Source organism: Kribbella sp. NPDC055071 (assembly GCF_053608045.1).
Map to the genome: position 1 here is coordinate 1 of NZ_JBSGUS010000032.1, position 18,473 is coordinate 18,473.

Consider the following 18,473-nt stretch of genomic DNA (forward strand, 5'->3'; position numbering starts at 1 on the left):
CAAGGGTCGAAGATCGCGCAGCGACGCCGAAGGCGCCCTTGACCCACACCACCGCGACCAGCACCATCAAGCAGCCCGGAGACCGCGCCACCACAGTCGCCTCGCGCAAAACCACACGAGCCGCCGAATCCACCACCTGCGCCCCCGCCGCAGGCGGCAAACGGACCAGCCGCCGCGCAGCGGCGACCAATCAACCCACACAGCTCAACCCACACATCCGTCACAAGAGGCGGATAACCCTTCGTCTCGTGGGTTCTCCCATCGCATACCAGCAGAGACCCCCCAAGCCGCGGGGATAACCCACCCCTGTGATCACACCCACCCGCCACGGCCCCCGGCCCGGCACCCTCACTCCGGTCCCTCTGCGCAACCAGCTAACCAGCGGATCCACCGCCCGCGCCCCGCTGAAGGCGGCGACAGTCAGCCGGCGCGAAGCGGTGTCCGATCAGACCCGCGACGGAGGTACTAGCTCTTGCAGGTCGCGCCGCGGATGGGCTTGGGGGAGCTGACGTAGGTGGCGGTGCCGTCGGTGCCTTGGACTTCGAAGCAGTACTTGAGTCCGGGGCTGACGGGGATGGTCAGCGTGGTGCCTTCGCCGCGGTAGGTGGTTTTGGGGCCGCCTTTACCGCCTTGCTCTGCCATGAAGACCGCGTAGTCGAGTGGCTTGGAGCTCTTCCAGTTCAGTACGACGAAGCTGTGCCTGTCCTGTGGTGCCTGCAGCACGATCTCGACCACGGGCGGCGTGCCGGCACCCGGCGTACCGGCGCCTGCGTCTGTCGGTGCGGAGGTGGCTGGAGCTGCTTGTTGTGCGCCGGATCCGTGGCTCGCGTGCAGGATCACGGGTGTCACGGCCAGCACCGCGATCGAGGCGGCTGCCGCGATCACCAGCTCCCGGCGCGGGCGCCACCGTGTCTTGGTACCCGCCACCGGCCGAGCCCCCTGAGCAGCCGCAACCGGCGCCACCGGAACCACCGGCTGCACAACAGGGATCCCCGCAAAGTCATCAAACTCTCCAACCTCCGGAGACGTGACAGCAGGACCGGCAGCTGTCGGCGGGGTGACGGCCGCGGGTGGCGGGTGTGGGGTGCTGGCGAAGTCGGCCGGGTTGAAGGGTGGCGCGGCGAAGTCGTCGAATTCTTGGGTGGAGAGCGCGGACGGGGTGGGCTGCACCGGGGGCGGTGGGGCGATCGGGGCGGCGACAGGCTTGGTGCGGCGGCGCTTGAAGCGAGCCTTCTTGGGGCGGGGCGCCGTGATCGGCAGACCGGGCTGCACACCAGGCGAGTAGTGCGACGCGACCGGCGTCGTCGTGCGGACCGCGGGAAGCTCGTCGCGGAAGTCGTCGAAGTCCAGCTCGTCGTCGGCGTCCGAGTGCTCCGGTAGCATCAACGACTGCAGTTCCCCGGCAACCGCGGCAGCCGTCGGCCGCGCCTCCGGGTCCTTCGCAAACATCCCCTTCAACAGCGACGACAACCCGGCCGGTACGTCGGAACCCGACACATCCGGCACCGGATCGTTCAACGCCCGCAGAATCACCCCGCTCGAAGGATCACCAGGCATCGCGGGGAACGGCGACTGCCCGGTCAGCGCCAGATACAGCACCGCAGCCAACCCGTACACATCACTCGGCTCAGCCGGCTCACCACCGCGTAACACCTCGGGCGCCGTGTAGGCCGCATCCACCAAGGTGTCCCGCGCGAACCGCAACCGCAGCGTCAACCCAAAGTCCGCCAAGGCCGGCAACCCGCTGGAACGCCGAAGCACGTTCGCCGGCGTGAAACCGCCATGCACGAGGCCCGCCGCGTGCGCCTCGCCCAGCACAGTGGCAAGCGCATGGCCGAGCGAGATCACCTCGTTGATCGGCAACGGACCACCCGCGACCAGATCTGTCAGCGTCTGCGGGCAGAACTCCATCCGCAAACCACTGCGCCCGTCCGGCAGGTCGTCGTACTGGTCGATCAGGAGCAGCGATCCGGCCGACGGTAGACCGGCCAGGACCTTCTGCTCATCCCGCACCGCCTGGTACGTCCGCTTGTCGATCGGCTCCGGATAAACCTTCAGCACGGCCGTCCGTCCACCAGCGGGCGGGGCCATCAGATAGACCGTGGCGACCGGGCCGGTGGCGCGCGGGACCAGCGTTGCCGGCGAGATCATCGCAGCGCTCATGATCGCATCCCACCCTCATCGGCCGTAGCCAGAGCCACATCGAGATAGGCACACCCATGCGCGATCAAAGCGCGCAGATCCTGCAGGACCCCAGCCACCACCGACTCCGGATCAACCGCAGGTGACGCCATCCGCGCCCGCACCAAACAGGTCTCCCACAACGTCCGCGGCAACGTCCCCCACTGCCACAGCTCAAAACTCGAGCCATCGAGCATTGCGATAGTCCCCAGCCCAGGAATCCCTACAGCAAAGGAATCCAGCCGCTCCGGACTGTTGCCCAACCCAACAAACAACGAATCCATCCGATGCGTACGAGCGAACGCCGCCATCGCCGCAGGCTCATCCGGTACGTCGACAACCACGCCAAGCCCCACCAACTCCGAAACATCACCCTGCCCGCCGTGAGCCAACCCCCACACGGCAAAGGCCGAATCGGACAGCACCACTTGCCGCCGCCCGACCCGCACCACATGCTCTCCCGCATGCAGACCGCCGTAATGCCCCAACGGAAAGACACTCATCAGAGCCCCTCGCGATCGAAGTACGCCGCCCGCACCGACAGCATGGCGTGAACAGACCCAAGCAGCCCGGCCAGAACCTTCCGCGGATCAAGCTCGTCCGCGGCGGTCACCCCCGCAACCCGAGCAGCCTCGGCGGCGTCCTCGCAACCGGACCACAAATGCGGCGCCAGATGCGCCCAGGCCCACACGTCGTACAGCGCGCTCGACACCTTCGCAACCGGCCGATGCAACGGACCGACCGTCTGCAACCATGGCTCGTCCTGATCGGGCCCAAGCCCAAGCATCAACGGAAACAGCTGATGCCGCCGCGCGAACAAGACCGCCGACCCACCACCAGGCTCCACCTGCGCCAACAACCCGAGCTTCGTCAACCGCTCGACCGCGGCCGTGATGGTTGCCGTAGGCAACTCCAAGCTCTCCGCAGTGGCCACCAGTGACGCAGGGGTCGGCCGATCCTCGTCGTCGATCCCGTGCGCCAGCAGCCAAACGGCGAACTCCTCGTCGCTCAACTCGGCCAGATCCGCACCGATCCGGATCTGCTGCCGCCGTTCGAGGCCGTCCAGATAATGCACACCCAGGTCGTGCCCGACCGGTATCAGCAGTACGTCGTCCGCCACTGGATGCTCCCTCGATCACCTGGTTCCCCGACACCGCGAAGGTACGACGATCCCGCGCGACGTGGCGTCCACCGGCAGGAACCTGTCGCCGCACACCAGACGGAGTCCAGAGCTGATCCAGCGCCGGTACAGCACCGGTCGATCCGGCCCGTTCGGCCGTGTCCGGTACCTGCCGTCCGCCCCGGATCACTCGAGGAATCGAGTGGTCTGAAAACCAACAGCAGCTCGAGAGCGAGGAAGTCCATGAACATGACAGGTCTGGTCCGGGTGACTGTCTCGGCACCTCAACGCCGGCTCGACCTCGCGCTGCCGGAGCAGGCTTCGGTCGCCGAGATACTGCCCGGCCTGCTCAATCGGGCGGGCGAGCAGCTGGCCGACGACGGCGTACCGGACGGCGGTTGGGTACTGCGAAGCGCGGACGGCACCCCGTTGACGCTCGGACGCACGCTCGGCTCGCATCGGATCAAGGACGGCGAGATCCTGCATCTCGTGCCACGGCGGACGGATTGGCCGGAGCTCGAGTACGACGACCTCGTGGACGCGGTCGCGGCCGGTTCGGGCCGGCTGAGCTCACCGTGGTCGGCCCGGCAAACGCGGGCGACAGGCCTGGCCGCCGCGGTGGTCCCGATGCTCGTCGTGCTGGTGACCGTGCTGCGCGAAGGCGCGCCGTGGTACCGGCCGGCCTGGTGGCTGCTCGCCATGGCTGTGTTCCTGGTTGCCGTCGGGATCGTGATGGCGAGGGTCGTCGGCGACTCCGGCGGCGGCGCGCTCGTCGGCGCGATCAGCCTCCCGTTCGCTGCCCTCGGTGGCGGGTTGCTGCTGGCCGGACACGAGCCCGTACCGCAGATCGGTGCCCCACACGTACTGACAGCCGGTGCCGCACTGTTGCTCGCGGGAATCGGCTGCTACCTGGGCATCGTGGACCATGGCGCGATCTTCGCCGGAGCGACTGCCGCCGGCCTGCTCGGGATCATCGCCGGCTGGATCGCGACCGCCGACTCTTTGGACGGCGCGGATGTGGCGGCCATTCTCGGCGCGGTCCTCCTCGCGTTCTCGCCGCTGCTAGCGTCGCTGGCGATCCGTCTGGGCAGGTTGCCGATGCCGATCCTCCCGCGGACGACCTCCGACCTGGTCCGCGACGATCCACAACCACCACGCAGGTTCGTGTACGCCGCAGTCGTGCGCGCCGACGGGATCTTGACGGGCATGCTGATCGGGATCTCGATCACGCTGTCGGTCGGCCTGATCATCCTGGCCCGGGCGAACACCAGGTCGGCCGTCATCTTCGCCGTACTGGTGTCGATCGGTTGCCTGCTCCGCGCTCGGCTGTACCCGATCGTCAAGCAACGCTTGCTCTTCCTGATCCCAGGCACGCTCGGACTTGCCGCCCTGGCGATCGGACCGCTCACCAGCGCGCGGACCGATGCGCTGACGCTGGTCCTGCCGCTGATGCTGCTGGCCGCGGCGCTCGTGATCTTCGTCGGCCTCTGGTACAGCACAAGACCACCGAACCCCTACCTGGGCCGGTACGCCGAACTCCTCGAGGTGATCGTGATCCTCGCGCTGGTCCCGGTGGCGTGCGCTGTGCTCGGTCTCTACTCCGTCGTCCGGGGCTGGGGAGGCTGAGATGGCGACGAAGAAGGATCAGCTCCAGTCGCATCAGTTCCTGGTCCAGCGGATGGTGTCCGCGCTGGTCACCCGGCAGTCCGATCCCGAGCAACCGCCGTTCCGGCGACCGTCGGGAGCGGCGTTCGGCAGCATCGCGATCGCGGTCGTGCTGTTGGCCGGGTTCGGCGTGTTCGGGCTGGTCGTGCCGGGCGGCAGCAAGGCCTGGAGCAGCGGCGATGTCGTCGTGGTGGAGAAGGAGACCGGGACGCGGTACGTGTACATCGACGGCCGCTTGCACCCGGTGACGAACTACGTCTCCGGACTCCTTGCTATTGGCAAGAAAGCGGCGACCAAGAGCGTGTCGCGCAAGTCGCTGGTCGGGGTGCCGCGTGGTCCGCTGGTCGGCATCGAGGACGCGCCGGACGCCATTCCCGGTCCGGACAAACTGCTCAACGGCGACTGGACGTTCTGCTCGCAACCGACTCTCGACCTGGCCGGCGCGCGGAGCAGCGAGTCGGTGTTGATGGTCGGCGAACATCCGCCGGCACAGCAACTCACCACCGCGGCGATGCTCGTCGAGGTGCTCGGGACCAAGAACCAGTTCCTGATCACGGCCGATGGGTACCGGCATCGGATCCTGCCGGTCGACACGGTCACGGTCGGGCTCGCGCTCGGTTCGGAACCGTGGGCGCGCGTGGGTTCGGCGTTCGTCGACGCTCTGCCGGCCGGTGAGGATCTCGCGCCGATCAAGGTCAAGGGAATCGGCAAGAAGTCGGTCGCACTACCGGATCGGCCGAGCGCTCGGATCGGTCAACTGTTCGTCGTCCAGGCGTCTGGCGGGGCGACCCAGCACTACCTTGCGTTGGGCGACCGATTGGTGCCGATCTCGTCGCTGCAGTTCGACATTCAGCGCGCGTACCGGCCGATCATGGGTGCTTATGGCGGCAAAGCGCCGTACGGGATCGAGCTCAGCGTGCTGTCGGCCGCTCGCGCGAAGACCGCCGACGTCGACGAGCGACCGGGCCAGGCGCCGCGCAGCCGCCCCGACTTCGTCGCGCCGCGGGACGGGATGGGGACGGTCTGCGCGGCGTTCCAGTCGGGTGCTACGACGCCGGAGATCATGATCGATCCGCTGATGCCGCCGCGCGATCCGGCCACGGTCACGCCCGAACGCAGCAAGTCCGGTACGGCGCTCGCCGACCGCGTCCTCGTTCCACCCGGTACGGCGGCCGTCGTCGAGGCGATGCCGACTCCGCAATCGCCGGCCGGGACTCTGTCACTCATCTCGGACCTGGGTCGGAGCTATCCGATGGCCGATCCGAAGGTGCTGGAGATCCTCGGGTACGCGGCGGTTCAGCCGGTCAGGATGCCATCCCGGCTGGTTGCCCGGATCCCGCAGGGCGCCGGCCTCAACCCACCGATGGCCATGAAACCGGTCGTCAGCTGACGCTCTCACCCGAGCAGAGAGCTGCCCCAGCCGATCGGCTGGGGCAGCTTCTTTGCGTTCAGTTGGACGGGTGTCCGGGGTGTTTGCCGTCGTCGACGTTCCAGAGGTCCTCGTCGAGGAGTTCCAGCGACTTCGCCTGGTCCCGCTGCTTGGTGGGTCGCCGGGTTGCCATGGGCAACGGCATCACGAAGCCGTCGTCGCGGTCGGGCTTGCTGGATCGGCCCTTCAACCCAGACGGTACGCCGGGAGCCTGGCCGATTGGGCGCTCGTCAGCCTGAGGCGCCCGGATCGTGCCACGGGGAAGACGATGACGGCTCCTTGGGCTGCCTTCGTTGCCGCCGGCACCAGCACCGCCACCAGCTCCTGCGAGGCCACCGCCCATCGGTGTCATCGGCGTTCCGCCCGTACCGGTTGGAGCCGCTCCCGCGGCGCCGGGTGCCGAGGACGGGAGGGTTGGTGCCTGTCCGGAGGCGCTGAGGCTGGTCCCCATTGTCCGCGCGGCCTGGGCGATCTGACGCTCCAGGTCGGGGAGTCCGGTCTTGCCCACGCCGCCCGGCCTGATCACGCTGCCGCCGATGGTCGCCTTGCCGCCACCTCCGATGCCACCAACCCCACCACCGATGCCGGTGATGCCGACACCGCCGGCCGTCGAACCGATCGTGCCGGGGACGACTGGTTTGATCCCGATCAGCCCAGGGGGAAGCGGAACCGAAGCGGCCGGCGGCGGCAACGTCACTCCGCCGGTCGTCGGCAGCGGAACATTCTGCGGGAGGGGCTGCGGAAGCGTGACCGCGCCGCCAGCCAGGCTGCTACCGCCTTGTTCTGCACCACCGGGCAGTTGGACACCGCCCTGGTCGCCGCCTTGCTCACCACTCTGGTCTCCACCGGACTCCCCACCGCCCTCGCTACCGGCCTGACCTCCGCCAGCTTGACCTCCGCCAGACTGCTCTCCGCCAGCTTGTTGTCCGCCGGCTTGTTGCCCGCCTTGCTGTTCGGACTGCTGCCCAGATTGCTGGCTGCCCTGCTGACCCTGACCGCCCTGCGTCCCGCCACCGGTCGGCTGCTTCGACCCGCCACGCGGCGTTGTCGCCGCGGACACAGAGTCCTTCGGCCCGACCCACTTGTGACCTTCAGCCGCCATCTTCACCGCCGTACCCGCGGCCTTGTACGACTTCCCCAGCGCGGTCAGCGCCTGACCCGCCGCCTTGACGTACGGCAGCAGCGCGGCGACCGCTTCCTTCTGGATCTGCTCCTGGGTGGTGCCCGGCGGCCAGACCTTCTTCGCGAGCTCCTGGAGCTTGGCATTGAAGGCCTTGGCCTGATCCTCGACTGTCTTGATCGTCTGCTCGGCGACCTTCTGGGTCTCCTTCAGCGCCCCGACCGGAGTACGGATCTGTTTCGCCGACTCGTCCATCGACTTCACGCTGCTGGAGACGGCCGAACTGAAGCCGTCGGCATCCTTACCGTTCCAGCCGGCCCGAGCCTGTTGGGCCGCAGTGACGAAGTCGTCGGCGGCCTTCTCGAGCCGGTCCGCCGCCTTCGGCCACATCTCCTGCCCGACGGCCAGGAGCTTGACCGTCGGCTGCTCGCCTTGCGCGAAACTCAGCAGGGTCTGCATGGCCTGGGTCAGGCTGGGGATGTCCGTACCGGTGATCTTGTCGTACTGCCCGTCCTGGTCCTTGTCCGCTGTCTTCGGCATCGTCAGACCTCCACCGTTCCACCGCCGGTGCCCGGGCGGTAGACCGGCATCCGGTCCATCGGCACCACGCTCTGCATCTTGCTGACCACCGATTCCTCGGTGGCGTCGTACAGGTCGGCGATCGAGCCGACGCCGGCGTGGTACGCCCGCAGACCCTGGTTGACCTTCTCGAAGTATTCGCTGAGCTTCTGGATCGCTTCGCTGTTCTGTTGCTGGAACTTCTGGCTCTCCGGCATCGATCCGCCGGTCCCTGCGCTCGCCTGCGCGAGCTCGGCGGTCTCCACCGTGATCTGCCGGCCGGCGAACGTGTGCAAGCCGGCAGTCTCCACATCGATATCCGTCATCACCTACTCCTCTCTGCTCAACTGCTCGATACCGACGGGTCGAGCCGGAGGCCTGTACTGGTGACCTCCGAAACCCAGCTGACCGGTCCGTCGGTGGGGATGTGCACCGACCACTCGTGCAGGTCCAGCAGCGGCCAGCCGCCAGGCCTGCGGTACTGACTCGACGAAGCGAAGGTGAGCCGTAGCCCGTCGGACTCTTCTCGCACGATCGGCGGTTCAGCGATCGGCAGGTCCTGCTGCCGATACCGTCGGCGCAAGTAATCCGGCGTGGTCAGCAGCTCGCGGTGCGCGCTGCTGTACGGATGCAGTTGCACCAGGATCTCGGCGTACGCAGCGGGGTCCATCCCGCCGGCCAACCGACGACTGAGCCGGCCGATGGCTTCCTTGTCGTTCAGGTAGATCTCGTTGCCGTCAGCAAGTAAAAGGAAGGCGAAGCGCTCCCGCTGTCCGGTCAGCACCAGGTCGTCCCGGGTCGCGACCACTACGTCGTCAACCCACTCCTCGGCCCCGGCGAGCCACTCCGCCTGCGCGGTCGTCGCCGCGATGAAATGCCGGTACTGCGTGGTCACGGCAACCCCATCGGGCCAGTCGCGCACTCGGGTGACCGGCTCGTCATCCCAGAGGACGTGGCGCTCCAGCAGTTCGACGATCGCGTCGTTGGTTGCCATCAGCCGTCCGTATTTTCGGCGGAGTCCATCGAATGGAAGAGTTGCGGGATGACCTGTCCGTCGAGGTGGAGGTAGAGCTGCACGCCTTGGGCGCCGAGTTGGCCGAGACCGCTGAAGAGCTTCTCCGCATTGTCGACGGCCGGCACGACCGAGGCCGCGAACGCGTTGTAGCCCGCCGCGAAGTTGCGGCCCATCGGGCCGTGGCCCAGCTTCTGCTCTGCGGCCTGGATGCCGGCGTGCAGCGACTGCCAGACCTGACCGAAGGTGGCCCCGGCACCCTGCACTGTCTGCGCGGCGGCATAGGTGTCGTCCGGGTACATGTCGATCGAACCGGCGCCGCCGAGATTGATCGGATTGGGGCTCATGGTGTCAGCTCTCCTTTCGCCGTCCGGACGTGCTCGAGGAGCGCGTCGAACTCGAGATCGATCTCGGCGGGGTCCTTCCCGGCCGGGAAGAGGCTGGCCTTCGACGCCTGCAGTACGTCGGCCTGAGCCTGGACGACTGCGGCCCGGATGGTCGACCTGATGTCCGCGGCGAGCGCGCCGGCATCCGCCGTACGGTAGATCCGGGGATCGAGGAACAGGTCGATCAGCTCACCGCGGCCGTTGGTAGTCGCGTGGACCAGACCGTCGGCCGACTCCGCCTCGCCCCGGACTTCGTCCAGTGCGCGCTGAAGCTCGAGCGCGTCGCGTTCCAGTTGCTCCATCCCGGCGGTGTAGGCACCTGGATCGAAAGACAGTGACATGGGTCCTCCGTTCGGTTCGCTACCAACCCTCACCGCTCGGGTTCGCGCGCGAGAGGCGCTGGCCTCTTCCGGCCAGCGGCGGTACCGCCGTACGACGGGACCGGACGATCAGCAGTGATGAAAAGACAGCTGAGACGCTCCGTGGTCCTGGCGGCCGTGCTGACCTTGCCTGCCCTGGGACTAGGTCTTGGCTTGGCGCCGACTGCGGTCGCGGCGCCGCCCAAGGGCGCGTGCCACAACCCCGAACCGCCGCATCCGGTGGTCCGGCAACTGCCCTGGGCCCAGCAACTGCTGGACCCCGAGGAGGTCTGGCCCTACAGCACCGGTGCCGGTACGACGGTTGCCGTAGTGGACTCCGGTGTCGACGCCGACCACCCGCAGCTGCATTCGCCCGGAAAGGTCTTGCCGGGCAGGGACTTCTTCCTGGTCGGCAAGCTGCCGGGCAACTACGACTGCATCTCGCACGGAACGGCGGTCGCGAGCATCATCGCCGCCGACCCGCAATCCGGCGTCGGCTTCAGCGGCATTGCGCCCGGTGCGAAGATCCTGCCGGTCCGCGTCAGCGAACGCGAGGTCAACGACTCCGGCAACACCCAGCTGCTCGACCCGGATGTCCTTGCCCGAGGCATCCGTTTCGCGGTTGATGCGGGTGCCCGGGTGATCAACCTGTCGCTGTCCGGCGATCGTGACCAGGCCCCGGTCCGCAAGGCCGTCGCGTACGCCGTCTCCAAGGACGTGCTCGTGGTCGCCGCCGTCGGGAATCGCCAGCAGAACGACGGTGTCACGCTCCCGTCGTACCCCGCGTCGTACCCCGGTGTTCTCGGCGTCGGCGCGATCGACATCTCCGGCGCGCGAGTCTCCGGCTCCCAGATCGGGCCGTACGTCGACATCGTTGCGCCCGGCGGTGGAGTCCTCGCCGCAACCCGCGTCGCCGGTCAGCAGTACTGGGAAGGCACCAGCTTCGCGACCCCGTTCGTCGCAGCCACAGCAGCGCTGGTGCGCTCGGCGTACCCGAAACTCACGGCTGCGCAGGTGTCCCAGCGTCTGATCGCCACAGCCTCGCCGGCCCGCGGCGGCACCGGCAGCCCAGAATACGGCGCCGGGATCGTCGACCCCTTCCGCGCAGTCACCGAGAAGACCCTGGACACCCCGGCCCGCAAGATCCCCACCATGGTCCACCCACCACCGGACGAACAAAAGATCGCCGCAGATACGTGGTGGCACAAAGCCGGCACCGACGCCAAACTGATAACCCTCCTGATCCTCGGCACCTCCACCATGGCCGTCCTCCTAACCCTGACCCTAGTAGCCGGCCGCCGCCGCCACTGGACCCCAACTCGAACCCACATCACCACCTCAACCGGCCCCGCCTCAACCGACCCACCCCCAGACAAACTCTTCAAATAGCCGGTCAGTGACGGATGTCTGGGTCCGCTCTGTCCCATTTCGGGGGTCGGCCCCTGAAATGGTGGGTTGTGGATGGTGGATGCCGGGGGTCATCCCTCTGCTTCGGGGGTCGGCCCCTGAGATGGTGGGTTGTGGATGGTGGATGCCGGGGGTCCTCCCTCTGCTTCGGGGGTCGGCCCCTGAGATGGTGGGTTGTGGATGGTGGATACCGGGGGTCATCCCTCTGCTTCGGGGGTCGGCCCCTGAGATGGGGACCGGCGGATCGGGTGTGGATTGCGTGGCGAAGCCCCGGTCCACCAGTTCGGGGCGGTGGACCGGGGCTTCGGGGAGGGGTTAGCCGTTGAACTGGCTGATGATTCCTACTACTTGCTGTAGGCCGCCGGCGTACTCCTGTTGGCTGGCGTCCACGGCGGTGCCGCGTTGGGTTGCCTCGGTGTGGGAGGCGTCCGAGCGCATGCGCCACTGCTGGCCGGTCGCGCCGAGCGAGCCTTCGCCACCGGCGACGTCGCTCCAGTAGTCGGCCGAACCGATGATCTGCCGCATCTGCATCTCCTCGGTCGCCTGCAGCTCGGTCGCTCCGCTCTTGAGCTGCGAGGCGCCCATGTTCATGGCGTTGAATTCCGCCTTGATGTAGGTCATTCGCTGAATCTCCTTTCTGGGCTGACGATCCGGATCACGCCGTGGCGACCGGGTTGATCGCGGCGCCGACGCCCGCCATCCGGCCCTGGACGCTCGTGTCCGTCTGGTCGTAGATGTTGGCCGAGGTGGTGATGTTGTCCCCGACCTCGGTGCCCGGGCGCAGCACCCGGGCCGTCGTGGACTGGTCCCACATTCCGTGGCCCTGCTGGTTCGCGTTGGAGCCCGCGCCCATCCACTGCGCGCTCATGGCCTCCACGTGACCGTTCATGGCCTGCTTGGTGCCGGTCATCTGCTCGATGTTCGCGCGCACCTGGTTGCCCAGGTGGTGCATGCTCTCGGTCGTGCCTTGGAGAAACTGACCCGACATTGGTTCGACTCCTTTCGTCGACAGGCGTTCTGCCTGCTTCACGCTAGGCAGCCGGCCGCCGCCCGATGTCGTGACGACACGTTCCTGCCATCGCGCCGGCCACGCCGTTCAGGCGCGTGATGATCAGGTCGGAACCGGTGCGGGAGAACGCGCCGACCGACAGGAGGTCCGTGGTGGCGACGATGGTGGTACGGCGGCCGATGCGCCGCCCGAGTCCGGAGATGCCGGCCGGCGAACTGATGCTGGAGGCACCGCCGGAGGTGCCCGAGGCGTCCGGCCGGCAATGGGCGCAGGCCCTGATGATCCTGCCGATGGTCGCGATGATGGGCGCGATGATGCTGATGTTCTCCGGCAGCATCAGCGGCGGCAGCATGCGGTTCGTCATCTTCGGTCTCTTCGGCGTTGCGATGGTCGGCATGATCGTGATGGGGATGGTGACCCGCTCCGGCGGCGGCAAGCAGGAGATGGGCCAGGCTCGCCGCACCTACCTGCGTCACCTCGCCCAGCAGCGGCTGCGCCTCGGCCGTACGGTCGAGCAACAGCGGAACTCCTTGTGGTACGTGCATCCCGACCCCGACAGCCTCTGGTCGCTGGCGAACAGCTACCGGTTGTGGGAGCGCCGCCGCGACGACGGTGACTTCTCAGTAGGCAGGATCGGCGTCGGCCCGCAGGGCCCAGCCACCGTGCTGGTCCCGCCGGACACGCAGCCGCTCGAACGACTCGAGCCGCTGTCCGCCCTTGCCCTGCGACGATTCCTCTCCACCTACTCGAGTGTGCCGGACCTCCCGCTGGCGATCGCGGTGAACGGGTTCAGCCGGATCTATCTGCCGGGCGACCGGAAGAAGTCGATGGCGATGGTTCGGGCGCTGCTGGCGCAACTCGCCGTACTGCAGGCACCTGACGACCTCAGGATTGCCGTCTGTGCGGAGAACGACACGCGGGCCGAGTGGGAGTGGACCAAATGGTTGCCACACAGCCTGCACCCCGAACGCAGCGACGCCCTCGGGCCACTGCGCCTGGTGGCGCCGGCGATCACCGCGATCGAGGCGATGCTTGAGGACGTTCTGACCGGTCGACCGCGGTTCGACCCGGAGGTGCAGAGTCGGGTCGCCGGACCGCACATTGTCGTCGTACTCGACGGTGGCGACACTGCCGGCTCGGATCACCTGCTGACGGGCAACGGCCTGGAGGGTGTCACCGTCCTGGATCTCAGCACGCTGCCTCCGCGGGCCATCGACAGCAGCGCCGTCGTCCTCGACCTCGACGAAGTCGGCACGATCGTCAGCGAGACGATGGACGGCGAATCCGTGCTGGGCAAGGCGGATGCGTTCGACCTGACCTCGGCCGAAGGGCTCGCGCGTCAGCTCGCGCCGCTGCGGCTGACTGCGGGTGCTCGCGGCGAGCAGCCGTTGAGTGCCGACCTCGGACTGGCCGAGCTGCTCGACCTCGCGGACCCGTACGACTTCAACCCCGAGGACACCTGGCTGCCCCGCCCGAACCGTGATCGACTCCGCGTCCGGTTCGGCATCCGCGCCGACGGCCTGCCGATCGAGCTGGACCTGAAGGAATCCGCTCAGGACGGCATGGGACCGCACGGCTTGTTGATCGGGGCAACTGGTTCCGGCAAGAGTGAGTTGCTGCGGACGCTGGTACTGGCGCTCGCCGTGACCCACCCGCCGCGATCGCTGAACTTCGCACTGATCGACTTCAAGGGCGGCGCCACGTTCACCAGACTGGACAAACTTCCGCATACCAGTGCGGTGATCACCAACCTGGCCGATGAGCTGCACCTGGTCGACCGGATGGCCGACGCGATCAACGGCGAACTGCTGCGTCGCCAAGAGCTCTTACGGGCCGCAGGCAACTTCTCCTCGTTGCGCGACTACGAGAAGGCACGCGCCGCGGGTGTGCCGCTGCCCGAGGTGCCGACGCTGTTCGTGATCTGTGACGAGTTCAGCGAACTACTGACCGCACGGCCGGACTTCATCGACATGTTCGTCCAGATCGGCCGGGTCGGCCGGTCGCTCGGCGTACATCTCCTGCTCGCCAGCCAGCGGCTGGAGGAGGGCCGCCTGCGTGGCCTGGAAGCGCACCTGTCGTACCGGATCGGACTGCGAACCTTCTCCGATATCGACAGCCGCACAGTGCTCGGCGTGAGTGATGCATTTCGGTTGCCCAGGGCACCTGGTCACGGCTTCCTGCGCGTCGGCACGGATCCGATGGACCGCTTCCGTTCTGCGTACGTCTCAGGTGTGCACCGCCGGCCGACCGGAATCGCTGCCCCGAGCAACGAGACGTCGATGGAGTTGATGGACTACTCGACGGCGTACGTCGCTCCGATCGTCGAGGAGGACGAGGAGACAAAGGTCTCGGAGGCGCACGACGAGTCGATCGGCGAGACGCTGATGGACATCCTGGTCGACCGCTTCCAGGGCCACGGCACTCCCGCTCACCAGGTCTGGCTGCCGCCGCTCGACGAATCGCCCGCAATGGACGAGCTGCTGCCCGGCCCGATGGTCGATCCGGCCCGTGGCCTGATGGCCGGCGGCCCCGAGGTGACCGGCAAGCTGACCGCGATCGCAGGCTGGGTGGACCGGCCGCTGGAGCAGCGTCGCGATCCGCTCGCGCTCGACTTGTCGGCCGCGGCCGGCCACGTCGCGGTGATCGGTGGACCGCAGAGCGGCAAGAGCACGGCACTCGCCGCGATCATCACGAGCCTGTCGCTTACGCACACTCCGCGCGAGGTGCAGTTCTACTGCCTCGACTTCGGCGGCGGTGTGCTGGGACCTCTGCGCGACCTGCCGCACGTCGGCGGGGTCGCGTCCCGTCAGGACGTCAACGCCGTACGACGAACGATCGCTGAGGTTAACGGGATCATCGCCCGACGCGAGCGGGAGTTCGCGGCCGCGGGGATCGACAGCATGGCGTCGTTCCGCGAGCTCCGGACCGCCGGTGGCGCTACCGAGGATCCGTTCGGTGACGTCTTCCTGGTGGTCGACGGTTGGCTCACGATTCGCAACGACTTCGAGGATCTGGAGGCGGGTCTGGCCGATATCGCGGCCCGCGGGCTGGCGTACGGCGTACACATCATGCTGGCCGCGGCCCGCTGGTTCGACCTGCGGACCAACATCCGCGACCTGTGTGGGACGAAGCTCGAGCTGCGGCTCGGTGACCCGACCGACTCGTTCGTCGATCGGCGGACGGCGATTCTCGTGCCGGAGCATGCACCTGGTCGTGGTGTGACTTCGTCCAAACACCAGTTCCTGACGGGAGCCCCGCGCTTCAGCAACGCGGCGGGTGAACGAGTCGCCACCGGCATGACCGCGCTCGTCAACGACGTCGCTTCGGCCTGGACGGGTGAGCCGGCGCCGGACATCAAGTTGCTGCCCGGCGAGGTGCCGTTCGAGGAACTCGACGGGACGAGCAGCCAGGAGGCGGGTGTCTCGATCGGCGTGGCCGAACGCGACCTCAGTGCGGTCCACCTGGACCTGATGGCGGAGACGAACTTCCTGCTGCTCGGGGACACCGCGTCGGGCAAGAGCGGATTCCTCCGCACGGTGGCCAAGCGGCTCACGGAGATCTACACGCCGGAGGAGGCGCGGCTCGTCGTCATCGACCACCGTCGCAGCCTGCTCGGAGGTGTCGAGGGTGACCACCTGCTCGGGTACGGCACCAACCAGCAGGTCTCGGCGACCCTGATCCAGGAGGTCGCCACCGCGATCAGCGAGCGCCTCCCCGGCCCGGACATCACCCCGGAACAACTCCGGAATCGTTCGTGGTGGCAGGGACCTGAGGTCTTCGTTCTGGTCGACGACTACGACATGGTCGCTACCTTCCAGGACCACGCGATGATGCCGCTGCTGCCGTTCCTTGCCCAGGGCTCCGATGTCGGTCTGCACGTGATCGTCGCCCGCCGGTCCGGTGGCGCGGGCCGCGGTCTGTTCGAACCGTTCCTGGCCCGCCTCCGCGACATCGGTACCTCGGGGCTGCTGATGTCCGGCGACCGCAACGAGGGCCCGCTCCTCGGCAACCTCCGTCCCCAGATCCTGCCACCCGGCCGAGGCTTCCTGGTCGACCGCCGCGGTGTCTACCAACTCATCCAGCTGACCCTCCCGCCGGCCGAAACCCCGGCGAGCTGACCCGAACCGCCAGAAAGGACGACCATGAGCGACGTCGACGTCGACACCGGCGACCTGAAACAGTTCGCCGGCGAAAACTTCCAGGTAGACCTAGGCGCAACCGGCCGAGCCGCCGGGACCGTCGGGCTGGTCGGGCAGATGGCTGAGGCCCGGCAGCTCGCGGCCGCGGCCCAGCACGCCGGGCAGGACGTCTTGAAGTACCTGACCGCGGTCCAGCAGGGGATGGACGGCTACCGGGTCGGGATCGGCAAGATCGCCGACGTCTACGACTCGACCGAGGCGAGCGTGATCGACCGGCTCCGCAAGCTCAAGACGCCGGACAACCTGCCGTCGATCGATCAGCGCGCCGGCAACCCCGGCACCGAGGCCGACAGCCGTGAGCAGGCGAACCAGGCCGTCGAGAACGCCCGCAAGGGAGGCAAGTGAGATGGCCGACGCCGCAAAGCCGTCGTACGAGGTGGTGACGGCAATCGACCTTCCTGGGCTCCAGGCGGCGATGCAGGAGATGGTCACCACCGCCACGAGCGAGCAGACTCAGACAGCCAAGGCTCTACAGGGCGTGCAGGAGATGTTCTCGCAGGCCTCGCAGGCCTTGACCGGGCAGTCCGGGATCATGCCTGTCTTCATCTCCAGGACCAACACGCTGCTCGGCCGGTGGAAGAGTCCGGCGGACGGCGAGCTGTTCAACCAGTACCGGAATCAGAGCGTCCAGTCGATGGCGGACGCGGTGCCGCAACTGGAGCAGCCCGGTCCGGCGGTGCAGAGCGCCGTCATCGGGATCGGCATGACGAAGGCGGACGTCGACAAGAACGCGGAGGCATTCAACGCCGCGATCGCGCAGTACAACGCGAAGCTCACCGCTGGGTCGCCGTTCATGTCGACCGGCGCTCAAGGTGTGATGGCCAACCGGCCGTGGACGGCCGAGGAGCAGAAGGCCCTCCTGGACAGTTTGATCAAACAGCTTCGGCCGCTCGTCGAAGATTCCGGTCGGGCGCTGACAGCCCTCGGGCAGACCTATCAGGCTGTGGCAGCGGAGGTCACCGCAGCCACGGCCAATCTGAAGTGGGTCGGGCCTAAGGCGGCCAACCCGGATGTGGCGGTGAAGAGTGCGCCGGGGCCTGGGAGTGCGCCGCAGCAGAAGGGGCCTGGGCAGAAGCCGAGGGGTAGTGAGAAGCAGGGTGGTGGGGAGCAGAAGGGCGGGGGTGGTGCCGGCGGGCAGCAAGGTGGTGGCGCGGCTGGTGGTGATCAGGCCGGGGGTGGTGCTGCCGGTGGTGATCAAGCTGGTGGGGCGTCCGGCGGGGATCAGAGTGGGGATCAAGGTCAGCAGCCGGGGGGTGGGACTGGGCTGGCGGGGAATCCTGTGACGGTGCCGCCGGTGCAGTTGCCGGTGCCGCAGCCCGGGCCGCCAGCGGTTCCTCCGCCGTGGACGACACCCGGACCGGATGCCGGGATCCCGCTGCCTACACCGTTGCCCTCGGCAAAGGATCCGCTCGGGCTCGGCAACGGGAAGTTCCCGGGGCTCGGCGGTGGTGGCGGAGGTGGCGGCATCGGAGGTGGGATCCCCAATGCTCGCGGGATCGGTGAAGGTATCGGTGGAGGCGGGAAGGCAGTCGGCAAGCCGATCCCGAAGAGTGACCAGAACATCGCCCAGGCCGCCCGCAATCTGACTGCCGGTCCCGAATCGACCACCGGCCAGGCACCCTCGCTGGCAGGAGGTCCGGCCACCGGTGGCGGGCAAACCAGCACCGGCGGCGGTGGTGGCATGCCGCCGATGATGCCGCCGGGCACGGCCGGTGCGGGTGGTGGCGGCACGGGACCGTCGACGGGCGGCAGGCCGGGGACCGGGGCGGCTCGTCCTGGTGGACCTGGCCGAGTACGAGCCGATGCGCCGACTCCCGGCGTACCGGCTGGGCTGCGCGGACGGTCGGCGACGGCCGACTCGGGGCGTACGTCGGTGTCGACGGACCGGCAGCGGCAGCGCGAGGGCGCCGAAACCCTGCAGATGCTCGACGAGGAGTTGTGGACCGTCGACGATCCGGCGGCCGCGGCGAAGAGATCAGAGACCCGCCGTCCGGCGCGGTAAGCCGGGCGGATCGGAATCGAGAGACC

General features: G+C 68.1%; 16 protein-coding genes. 6 read left to right on the forward strand and 10 right to left on the reverse strand.

Annotation, left to right across the window (positions count from 1 at the left end; all coding sequences use genetic code 11):
* Nucleotides 1-465: 465 nt before the first annotated feature.
* From ACWF4Z_RS34570 to ACWF4Z_RS34580, 3 genes are read right to left on the reverse strand one after another with little or no spacing between them, the layout of a single operon-like run.
* Nucleotides 466-2,163 carry a serine/threonine protein kinase gene (locus ACWF4Z_RS34570; RefSeq protein WP_452247420.1) on the reverse strand — a complete coding sequence of 566 codons (1,698 nt, stop codon included), beginning with the start codon at nt 2,161-2,163 and terminating at the stop codon, nt 466-468.
* Nucleotides 2,160-2,684, reverse strand: coding sequence for a hypothetical protein (locus ACWF4Z_RS34575; RefSeq protein WP_452247421.1), 525 nt, complete (start codon nt 2,682-2,684; stop codon nt 2,160-2,162). The genes ACWF4Z_RS34570 and ACWF4Z_RS34575 overlap by 4 nt, the downstream gene beginning before the upstream one ends.
* Entirely contained in the window at nt 2,684-3,301 is a 618-nt protein-coding gene (locus ACWF4Z_RS34580) for a hypothetical protein (RefSeq protein ID WP_452247422.1), read from the reverse strand. Before ACWF4Z_RS34580 ends, ACWF4Z_RS34575 begins: the two co-directional genes overlap by 1 nt.
* 243 nt (nt 3,302-3,544) lie before the next feature.
* Between ACWF4Z_RS34580 and eccD the strand changes: the two genes are divergently transcribed.
* Both eccD and eccB read left to right on the forward strand, forming a co-directional pair.
* Nucleotides 3,545-4,927 (forward strand): type VII secretion integral membrane protein EccD, encoded by a 1,383-nt coding sequence (gene eccD, locus ACWF4Z_RS34585; protein WP_452247423.1) that lies wholly within the window; start codon nt 3,545-3,547, stop codon nt 4,925-4,927.
* Nucleotide 4,928: 1 nt separating this feature from the next.
* Nucleotides 4,929-6,356, forward strand: a complete 1,428-nt coding sequence (gene eccB / locus ACWF4Z_RS34590) for a type VII secretion protein EccB (protein WP_452247424.1) — start codon at nt 4,929-4,931, stop codon at nt 6,354-6,356.
* Between the two features lie 58 nt (nt 6,357-6,414).
* Here eccB and ACWF4Z_RS34595 read toward each other — a convergent pair whose 3' ends face one another.
* Genes ACWF4Z_RS34595 through ACWF4Z_RS34615 form a run of 5 tightly spaced genes read right to left on the reverse strand, consistent with a single transcriptional unit; the run spans nt 6,415 to nt 9,812 of the window.
* The gene (locus ACWF4Z_RS34595; RefSeq protein ID WP_452247425.1) at nt 6,415-8,055 is read right to left on the reverse strand and encodes a hypothetical protein; all 1,641 of its coding nucleotides are present in this window, start codon (nt 8,053-8,055) and stop codon (nt 6,415-6,417) included.
* Nucleotides 8,056-8,057: 2 nt separating this feature from the next.
* Nucleotides 8,058-8,399 (reverse strand): hypothetical protein, encoded by a 342-nt coding sequence (locus ACWF4Z_RS34600; protein ID WP_452247426.1) that lies wholly within the window; start codon nt 8,397-8,399, stop codon nt 8,058-8,060.
* 17 nt (nt 8,400-8,416) lie between these two features.
* Nucleotides 8,417-9,067: a hypothetical protein gene (locus ACWF4Z_RS34605; protein ID WP_452247427.1), complete on the reverse strand. Its 651-nt coding sequence runs from the start codon at nt 9,065-9,067 to the stop codon at nt 8,417-8,419.
* Nucleotides 9,067-9,432 carry a hypothetical protein gene (locus ACWF4Z_RS34610; RefSeq protein ID WP_452247428.1) on the reverse strand — a complete coding sequence of 122 codons (366 nt, stop codon included), beginning with the start codon at nt 9,430-9,432 and terminating at the stop codon, nt 9,067-9,069. The genes ACWF4Z_RS34605 and ACWF4Z_RS34610 overlap by 1 nt, the downstream gene beginning before the upstream one ends.
* Nucleotides 9,429-9,812 (reverse strand): YbaB/EbfC family nucleoid-associated protein, encoded by a 384-nt coding sequence (locus ACWF4Z_RS34615; protein WP_452247429.1) that lies wholly within the window; start codon nt 9,810-9,812, stop codon nt 9,429-9,431. The genes ACWF4Z_RS34610 and ACWF4Z_RS34615 overlap by 4 nt, the downstream gene beginning before the upstream one ends.
* A 117-nt stretch (nt 9,813-9,929) precedes the next feature.
* On the opposite strand from ACWF4Z_RS34615, the gene mycP reads away from it, so the two are divergent.
* Nucleotides 9,930-11,219 (forward strand): type VII secretion-associated serine protease mycosin, encoded by a 1,290-nt coding sequence (gene mycP / locus ACWF4Z_RS34620; RefSeq protein ID WP_452247430.1) that lies wholly within the window; start codon nt 9,930-9,932, stop codon nt 11,217-11,219.
* Nucleotides 11,220-11,552: 333 nt separating this feature from the next.
* Here the strand turns inward: mycP and ACWF4Z_RS34625 are convergent, their stop codons facing one another.
* Together ACWF4Z_RS34625 and ACWF4Z_RS34630 are read right to left on the reverse strand one after the other, a co-directional pair.
* Nucleotides 11,553-11,858: a hypothetical protein gene (locus ACWF4Z_RS34625; protein WP_452247431.1), complete on the reverse strand. Its 306-nt coding sequence runs from the start codon at nt 11,856-11,858 to the stop codon at nt 11,553-11,555.
* 34 nt (nt 11,859-11,892) lie between these two features.
* Nucleotides 11,893-12,225 (reverse strand): WXG100 family type VII secretion target, encoded by a 333-nt coding sequence (locus ACWF4Z_RS34630; RefSeq protein WP_452247432.1) that lies wholly within the window; start codon nt 12,223-12,225, stop codon nt 11,893-11,895.
* A gap of 182 nt (nt 12,226-12,407) precedes the next feature.
* Between ACWF4Z_RS34630 and eccCa the strand changes: the two genes are divergently transcribed.
* The 3 genes from eccCa to ACWF4Z_RS34645 are packed head-to-tail and all read left to right on the forward strand — an operon-like array spanning nt 12,408 to nt 18,447.
* Entirely contained in the window at nt 12,408-16,364 is a 3,957-nt protein-coding gene (gene eccCa / locus ACWF4Z_RS34635) for a type VII secretion protein EccCa (RefSeq protein ID WP_452247459.1), read from the forward strand.
* Nucleotides 16,365-16,388: 24 nt separating this feature from the next.
* On the forward strand, nt 16,389-16,790 hold the full coding sequence (locus ACWF4Z_RS34640) for a hypothetical protein (RefSeq protein WP_452247433.1): 402 nt from the start codon (nt 16,389-16,391) through the stop codon (nt 16,788-16,790).
* A 1-nt stretch (nt 16,791) separates the two neighbouring features.
* Nucleotides 16,792-18,447, forward strand: a complete 1,656-nt coding sequence (locus ACWF4Z_RS34645; protein WP_452247434.1) for a hypothetical protein — start codon at nt 16,792-16,794, stop codon at nt 18,445-18,447.
* Nucleotides 18,448-18,473: the final 26 nt, after the last annotated feature.

Coding starts and splice junctions, on each gene's coding strand:
- ACWF4Z_RS34570 (WP_452247420.1), bottom strand. CDS start 2,163: ATGAGCGCTGCGATGATCTCGCCGGCAACGCTGGTCCCGCGCGCCACC.
- ACWF4Z_RS34575 (WP_452247421.1), bottom strand. CDS start 2,684: ATGAGTGTCTTTCCGTTGGGGCATTACGGCGGTCTGCATGCGGGAGAG.
- eccD (WP_452247423.1), top strand. CDS start 3,545: ATGAACATGACAGGTCTGGTCCGGGTGACTGTCTCGGCACCTCAACGC.
- eccB (WP_452247424.1), top strand. CDS start 4,929: ATGGCGACGAAGAAGGATCAGCTCCAGTCGCATCAGTTCCTGGTCCAG.
- ACWF4Z_RS34595 (WP_452247425.1), bottom strand. CDS start 8,055: ATGCCGAAGACAGCGGACAAGGACCAGGACGGGCAGTACGACAAGATC.
- ACWF4Z_RS34600 (WP_452247426.1), bottom strand. CDS start 8,399: ATGACGGATATCGATGTGGAGACTGCCGGCTTGCACACGTTCGCCGGC.
- ACWF4Z_RS34605 (WP_452247427.1), bottom strand. CDS start 9,067: ATGGCAACCAACGACGCGATCGTCGAACTGCTGGAGCGCCACGTCCTC.
- ACWF4Z_RS34610 (WP_452247428.1), bottom strand. CDS start 9,432: ATGAGCCCCAATCCGATCAATCTCGGCGGCGCCGGTTCGATCGACATG.
- ACWF4Z_RS34615 (WP_452247429.1), bottom strand. CDS start 9,812: ATGTCACTGTCTTTCGATCCAGGTGCCTACACCGCCGGGATGGAGCAA.
- mycP (WP_452247430.1), top strand. CDS start 9,930: ATGAAAAGACAGCTGAGACGCTCCGTGGTCCTGGCGGCCGTGCTGACC.
- ACWF4Z_RS34625 (WP_452247431.1), bottom strand. CDS start 11,858: ATGACCTACATCAAGGCGGAATTCAACGCCATGAACATGGGCGCCTCG.
- ACWF4Z_RS34630 (WP_452247432.1), bottom strand. CDS start 12,225: ATGTCGGGTCAGTTTCTCCAAGGCACGACCGAGAGCATGCACCACCTG.
- eccCa (WP_452247459.1), top strand. CDS start 12,408: ATGGTGGTACGGCGGCCGATGCGCCGCCCGAGTCCGGAGATGCCGGCC.
- ACWF4Z_RS34640 (WP_452247433.1), top strand. CDS start 16,389: ATGAGCGACGTCGACGTCGACACCGGCGACCTGAAACAGTTCGCCGGC.
- ACWF4Z_RS34645 (WP_452247434.1), top strand. CDS start 16,792: ATGGCCGACGCCGCAAAGCCGTCGTACGAGGTGGTGACGGCAATCGAC.